Origin of the sequence: Fibrobacter sp. (genome assembly GCA_012523595.1) — a bacterium.
Taxonomy (GTDB): domain Bacteria; phylum Fibrobacterota; class Chitinivibrionia; order Chitinivibrionales; family Chitinispirillaceae; genus JAAYIG01.
In genome coordinates, this window is the sequence record JAAYIG010000161.1 from 1 (window position 1) to 6,546 (window position 6,546).

7 protein-coding genes are annotated in these 6,546 nt (G+C 42.0%); all 7 read left to right on the forward strand.

Annotation, left to right across the window (positions count from 1 at the left end; all coding sequences use genetic code 11):
• Positions 1–921 precede the first annotated feature (921 nt).
• Complete coding sequence (gene atpB / locus GX089_10840) at positions 922–1,767, forward strand: F0F1 ATP synthase subunit A (GenBank protein ID NLP02983.1); 846 nt, start codon at positions 922–924, stop codon at positions 1,765–1,767.
• Positions 1,768–1,794: 27 nt separating this feature from the next.
• Positions 1,795–2,037, forward strand: a complete 243-nt coding sequence (atpE, locus tag GX089_10845) for an ATP synthase F0 subunit C (GenBank protein ID NLP02984.1) — start codon at positions 1,795–1,797, stop codon at positions 2,035–2,037.
• Between the two features lie 14 nt (positions 2,038–2,051).
• Positions 2,052–2,585, forward strand: a complete 534-nt coding sequence (gene atpF / locus GX089_10850) for a F0F1 ATP synthase subunit B (GenBank protein NLP02985.1) — start codon at positions 2,052–2,054, stop codon at positions 2,583–2,585.
• Positions 2,582–3,118 carry an ATP synthase F1 subunit delta gene (atpH, locus tag GX089_10855; GenBank protein NLP02986.1) on the forward strand — a complete coding sequence of 179 codons (537 nt, stop codon included), beginning with the start codon at positions 2,582–2,584 and terminating at the stop codon, positions 3,116–3,118. The genes atpF and atpH overlap by 4 nt, the downstream gene beginning before the upstream one ends.
• Before the next feature lie 125 nt (positions 3,119–3,243).
• Entirely contained in the window at positions 3,244–5,445 is a 2,202-nt protein-coding gene (locus GX089_10860) for a F0F1 ATP synthase subunit alpha (protein ID NLP02987.1), read from the forward strand.
• Positions 5,446–5,451: 6 nt separating this feature from the next.
• Positions 5,452–6,309 carry an ATP synthase F1 subunit gamma gene (gene atpG, locus GX089_10865; GenBank protein ID NLP02988.1) on the forward strand — a complete coding sequence of 286 codons (858 nt, stop codon included), beginning with the start codon at positions 5,452–5,454 and terminating at the stop codon, positions 6,307–6,309.
• A 10-nt stretch (positions 6,310–6,319) separates the two neighbouring features.
• On the forward strand, positions 6,320–6,546 hold a 227-nt coding region (locus GX089_10870; GenBank protein NLP02989.1), incomplete at its 3' end, for a hypothetical protein.

The following is a 6,546-nucleotide window of genomic DNA, read 5'->3' on the forward strand; positions in this document are numbered from 1 at the left end:
ATCCCAGAAAAAGGGTTTCTGCTGAATCGATTAAGTACACACTCACCCTATTTCTATAAATAATATAAGATTAGTTTTCTTGTTTTGTTGCCTCGTCATGTTTTGCGGTTCAATTTTTTTTCTTTTCCTGTATTCTTAAAACACATTCTATTTGTATTATCTACTTATTAACATACCCCAAAGATAAAAAAAACAATCTGTATCAGCTTCTCGATTGTGTTTTTTTTGCATCTTTTTTCATAAGGAAGCATGATCGTCAGGTATAAAGAAATCCCCAATCCCTTGAATTGTACCTTTTACCATGAATATCTTATACTATAGTTGTTGGAAGCTGCAGATAAAGGGATCGGAATAAGGTAGTTGATCCTTTATAAGAAAAGAGCTATATTTTTTTTCCAGGATAAAAAATATGAATTCCAGAATTTTTGCAGATTACATCGTTCTAAAAAGAAGCCTCTTATTTTTTATAGTTGCCATCTCAACAACGTTTGTATCATTGTCAGAAAAAAGTGATGCCTGCAGATGCGACAATTCTCAAGGCGAAACTTCTTTTTCCGAAATAGTACCTCAAAACATCTTCTTTTCTGACTGCTGTTTCGATTTATCAGATATTTTACCAGTTCATCACATTCTGGACACCGATAAAAACCCTCTGGCCAGTAAAAAGAACTTCTCATACATTCGTTTCCATAACGACTCCCGTTCTGATACCACATATACATCAGTTTGTAACTTCCTATACCTGAATCAATTCCGCTCAAAAGTTCTACTAATTTAGTCTTCAATCCCGGTCTGTTAATTTTGTGCTTAACAGACTTCACGATCTGCAGATTTGCTGATTTGCGATCAGCAGCTTCTACATGTAATTTACTGATATTTTTGTAGAAACTTTTAAAAACCCGCATCTAAAAAGGGTTAGCTATGCATCTTATATTTCTGCTGTTGTTATTAACCGGATCAGTTTTGGGTTCGTCATCCAATTCATCTTCTGATCTGTCTGGCATGCTGATGCATCATGTCAGCGACCAAAAAGAGTGGGCCATATTACCGGCAGTGCCACCAATACCTATACACGATTTGAAAATTGGCTCTCTCACTATTCCCCTTACGATGCATGCTATCATGTTAGTGATCGCAGCAGCAATTCTTATAATCGTTTTCTGTGCAGCATTCAGCGGCAACAGGACTACACCTGGGAAACTGGGTCTGGCAATTGAACCAGTGGTGCTGTTTATCCGTGATGCATTGATCTATCCGGTAATGGGTGAGAAACTCGGCCAAAAGTGGCTCCCATTCTTTTTGACACTGTTCTTTTTCCTTTTGACCTCCAATATTATGGGACTTATTCCCCTTTTTGGAACCTCAACTGGCAATCTCAGTGTCACCACTGCACTGGCACTGATTATTCTAGTCGCAATTGTTGCACAGGGAATGCAGAGTAATGGAATTTTCGGATTCTTTAAAAACATGGTTCCTGCAGGATTACCTTTGCCGATTGGTATCTTCCTTATACTGATAGAAATACCGGGACTATTCATAAAATGTTCGGTACTGGCAATCAGGCTCTTTGCCAATATGATCGCAGGTCACTTTGTAATACTCTCATTACTTCTGTTGATTTTCATAATTCATCCGGCAGCCAGTGTAATTTCTGTGCCACTTGCACTTTTCATAAATCTTTTAGAGTTACTGGTAGCGGTAATTCAGGCGTTGGTTTTTACTATACTTTCAGCAATATTTATAAGTATGTTTAGTAGTCATCACTAGTTTCTTTCTCATAAAGGAGGCTTTATTATGGAACAGGCAGTATCAGGAATCAATATCAGTTATTTTGGGGCTGTAATCAGTCTGGCAATAATTGTAGCTGGAGCAGCGTTCGGAATCTCGACCCTTGGTAGTAAAGCACTCGATTCCATGGCCAGACAACCGGATATTAAAAATGATGCCAGAATATTGATGATTCTGGGTGCTGCCCTGATCGAGGGTGTAGCTTTTTTTGCTGCAGTAGCTTGTCTGATCTTGATAATGACGAAATAAACAGGTAATACGGTATGAATCCACATGATACTACTGCGTCAGTGGTCCATCAGAACACTCCAATAAGCGGACTTTTCTCTATTGATCCAGGTCTTGCGATCTGGACCTGGGTGGTTTTCGGATTACTGTTTATCATTCTTCGTAAATATGCCTGGACTCCCATGATGGACTCCATAAAAGCCAGGGAGCGTCTGGTGGCAGATACTATTGACAATGCCAGAAAGACCAGGGAGGAGCTGGAAAAAATTGCTGAAACTCAGCAGGCCATGATCCGCAATGCCCAAAATGAGGCCAGCAGAATAATCGAAGACAGTAGAAAGACAGCCGAAAATACCGCGCAGCAGGTCATCGATCGCGCCCGCAAAGAAGCGCAGGCTGCTCTTGAGGATGCAAAAGAAAAGATAACAACAGAAAAGGAAAACGCCTTAAAACAAATAAAAAACCAGACAATCGAATTGGTCATAAATACCTCTGAGAAGTTAATAGAAGAGAGTCTTAACGATGAAACCCATCGCAAGATAATAGAAAAACATCTGGATAAACTATGAGCATTCAACTGATTGTCCGCAACTGGGCACTGGCTTTTTTCCAGGCTGCACAGGATACCGGTAAATTAGAGCAGGTACGAAAAGATGTCACACTATTGAAGGATTTTCTCAGATCAGGTGAGCCTTTATTAATGCAGCTTTCTTCTCCTAAGTTTTCTCCGGCTGATCGATCTGACATCCTAAAAAAAGCGCTGGGAACTCACGTAACAGATTTGACCTTAAACTTTCTTATTCTGGTTTCAACCCATAAGCGTCAAAAACTGCTTCCAGAAATACTTGACGAATTTTTTATGGTCAACAACCAGAGTCAGAAGATTCTAAAGGCTACTCTGACCAGTGCAAAAGAGCTGGACACTTCTCAAAGACAGAAACTTCAAAAAGAGCTGGAAAAGAAAAACGGATGTACTTTTGATATAGAATACAAAATCGACCCGAAACTTCTGGCTGGATTTGTTCTGGTTTATGAGGACAAGATGCTCGATTGCAGTACCAAAGGCGCTCTAAACAGACTAAAAAGGATATTAGATGTCTGATTTGAGATTTTGGATTTGAAGAAAAAGGGAACATGACAAGAATTGTCTGATTTTTATAGATGACAGGAATTAAAGATTTGGTCTTGAGATTTTATGATGTTAATAAATGACAGGAATGAGCTATTATGGATTTATCCTTAAAAACAGGTGAAATCGTCTCGATTCTCAAACGGGAAATCGAACAGTTCTCCTCTTACTCTCAGACCGCAGACATCGGTGAAGTTATACAGACTGGTGATGGAATCGCCAGAGTGTATGGTTTGCAATCTGTGATATCTGGTGAACTTTTGCAGATTGATATTCCAGGAAAAAAGCCGGTTACCGGAATCGCTCTTAATCTTGAAGAGGATAATGTAGGAGTCGTGCTTCTGGATGATGCCTCACATGTAAAAGAGGGGCATATTGTCCGGCGCACCGGTACTATCGCCAGTGTACCTGCAGGAGAACAACTGTTGGGAAGAGTTGTTGATCCTCTTGGACGTCCTCTGGATGATGGTGCACCAGTTGACTCATCGATTACCAGACCTGTCGAATGCAAAGCTCCTGGAATCATCGACAGACAGGATGTATGTGAACCTCTGTTTACCGGTATCAAAGCAATCGATGCACTGGTTCCTATTGGCAAAGGGCAGCGCGAGTTAATCATAGGTGATCGCCGTACAGGAAAAACCGCCCTGGCAATAGATGCAATCATCAACCAGGGTAAAAACGTCTCAGAACCCGTATACTGCTTTTATGTAGCAATAGGCCAGAAACGCTCATCTATAGTCAGAGTCGTGGAAAAACTTCGTCAGCATGGTGCCATGAAATATACCACCATAGTCTGCGCCACAGCCGGAGATCCGGCACCATTGCAATATATCGCTCCCTATGCAGCATGTGCAATGGCTGAATACTTCCGTGATACCGGAAGACATGCGCTTATTGTATACGATGATTTGACAAAACAGGCTCAGGCATACCGCCAGATCTCTTTACTCTTACGCAGGCCGCCGGGGCGAGAAGCATATCCGGGAGACATTTTCTATCTTCATTCACGATTACTGGAAAGAGCTGCCAAGCTCAGTGATGAACGTGGCGGTGGCTCCCTGACCGCTCTTCCAATAGTAGAGACACAGGCAGGTGATATCTCAGCCTATATTCCCACCAATGTGATCTCTATTACCGATGGGCAGATCTTTCTGGAAACCCATCTTTTCAATTCAGGAATACGCCCTGCAATTAATGCCGGTATCTCCGTTTCGCGAGTGGGAGGATCTGCCCAGATCAAGGCCATGAGACAGACCGCCGGATCTTTGCGACTCGAACTGGCTCAGTTCAGGGAACTGGCTGCATTCAGTCAATTTTCAGCCGATCTGGACAAATCAACCAAACAGCAGCTTGATCGCGGCGAACATCTAACCGAAATTCTCAAACAGAAACAGTATCAGCCCATGGAAATATTTGATCAGGTGATGATCATTTATGCCGGTACCCATGGCTATCTCGATAGCTACCCGGTTTCAAAACTGGAAATATACGAACGGCATCTGCATCTTTTTCTCAGAGAGAAATATGGTTCTTTAATGGAAAAATTGAAAAAAAGCGGACAGTTTACTAAAGAACTGGACAAGGAAGCACGATCAGTATTGGACGATTTTGCCAACCAGTTTGATCCATCGCTTTCACTGGAGAATCTGGAAGCCCAGTTTTACAGTAGACACTCATTGGCAATGGCAGTTGCAGACTCTCCGGGAATGAACCGTTATGAAATGTATAAATTAATCGAAAGGGTAACTGCTAAAGAACTGCTCTCGCCCTCTCTTGAAAAAGAAATTGGCGATATTCTCCAGGAACCTGAAGAGAAGAGCGCTCCCTTTAAGGATAAATTTGACAAAATCATAAAAGAATGTGTAATACTTGATATCGAGCATAAACTCAGTCTCGAAGAGCTGTTTTTAAAAGCTGCAGATCATCTTTCAAAAAAGGTTCAGTTTGAAGCTGATGCTATCTACAAGCAACTTATGGATCGGGAACAGACCGCTTCAACTGCGCTGACATCGGTATTTGCTGTTCCTCATCTTGTAATTCCGGGAGAACACAAATTCGCACTGGTGGCGGTACGCAGCAAACCAGGGATTCCTTTCAGCTCCACCGCACCCAATGTTCGTGCAACATTCTTTCTGGCTGGAACAATCGATGAGCGCAGCACCCATTTACATGCACTGGCTGCAATCGCTCAGGCAGTAAATAACCAGAGTTTCCTCAACCGCTGGATAAATGCTCAGAACAGTGAAGAATTGCGTTCAATAATGCTTTCTCCACCCAGAAAACAGGAAGCGATGTAAAAAGCCATGGTGGGATTAAGAGAATATAACAAAAAAATCAACAGCCTGAAGAACACCAGGAAAATCACCAGTTCCATGAAAATGATCTCCTCGGTAAAGCTTCAGAAATACCTGAAAACGCAACAGGCTGCAATCCCTTTTTACCAGAATTCAATGTCAATGCTTAACCGGATAGCATCTCTGGTCAAGAATCCCGATATATTCCTCAATGGATATCCGGAAGTCAAAAAATCACTGATAATACTGTTCACCAGTGACAGAGGGTTATGTGGCAGATACAATACAAATGCAATCAGGAAAGCTATACAGCTCTCTGATGTTCTCTCTTCCAAACGATGCGAATGCCTGTTCAGCTTTGCAGGATCAAAAGGACATGCATTTTTCAAGCGTCAAAAACTTCCTGTAGAGAAAGTGTATGCGGGGAATTCCGCTCCAAATTATACCACTGCCAGCACAATTGCTGATGACCTGTTTGACATATTTATAAAAGGTGCATTCCAGGAAATCTGGATCGTATATACCAGAAAAGCTGCATTATTGGAAGAGCCCTGTCTGGAACGTCTGCTGCCCTTTGAAATCAGCAAAGATTTATTCACTGAGCCTCAAGACTTCTTGCTCGAGGAAGATAGCACCTCATTACTGCACAGTGTCTCTCAGGTGGCCATCAGAGCAAAAATTTACAAAGCATGCCTGGATTCAACCGTAAGTGAACATGCTGCCCGCATGGGTGCGATGGATGCAGCAACAGCAAATTGCGACAAAATGATTCAGCGTTATATCAAACTGCGCAACCGCGCACGGCAAACTGCTATTACCACAGAACTCACCGAAATAGTCTCAGGTAAAGAGGCTATTGATCAGTAATGGAGTGTATATGAACACAGATAACAAAGATTCCCAAAATTATCAGAATACCGGAAAAATAGTTCAGGTGGTAGGAGCTGTTGTGGATGTCTCTTTTGGAGAGGGTGATTTGCCCGAAATCAACACAGCTTTAAAAGTTATATTGCCAGCTTCTGAGAACAATCAATCCAGAAACCTGATACTGGAAACTACGCAGCATCTGGGAGAAAGAGTCGTCAGAACGATTGCCATGGACAG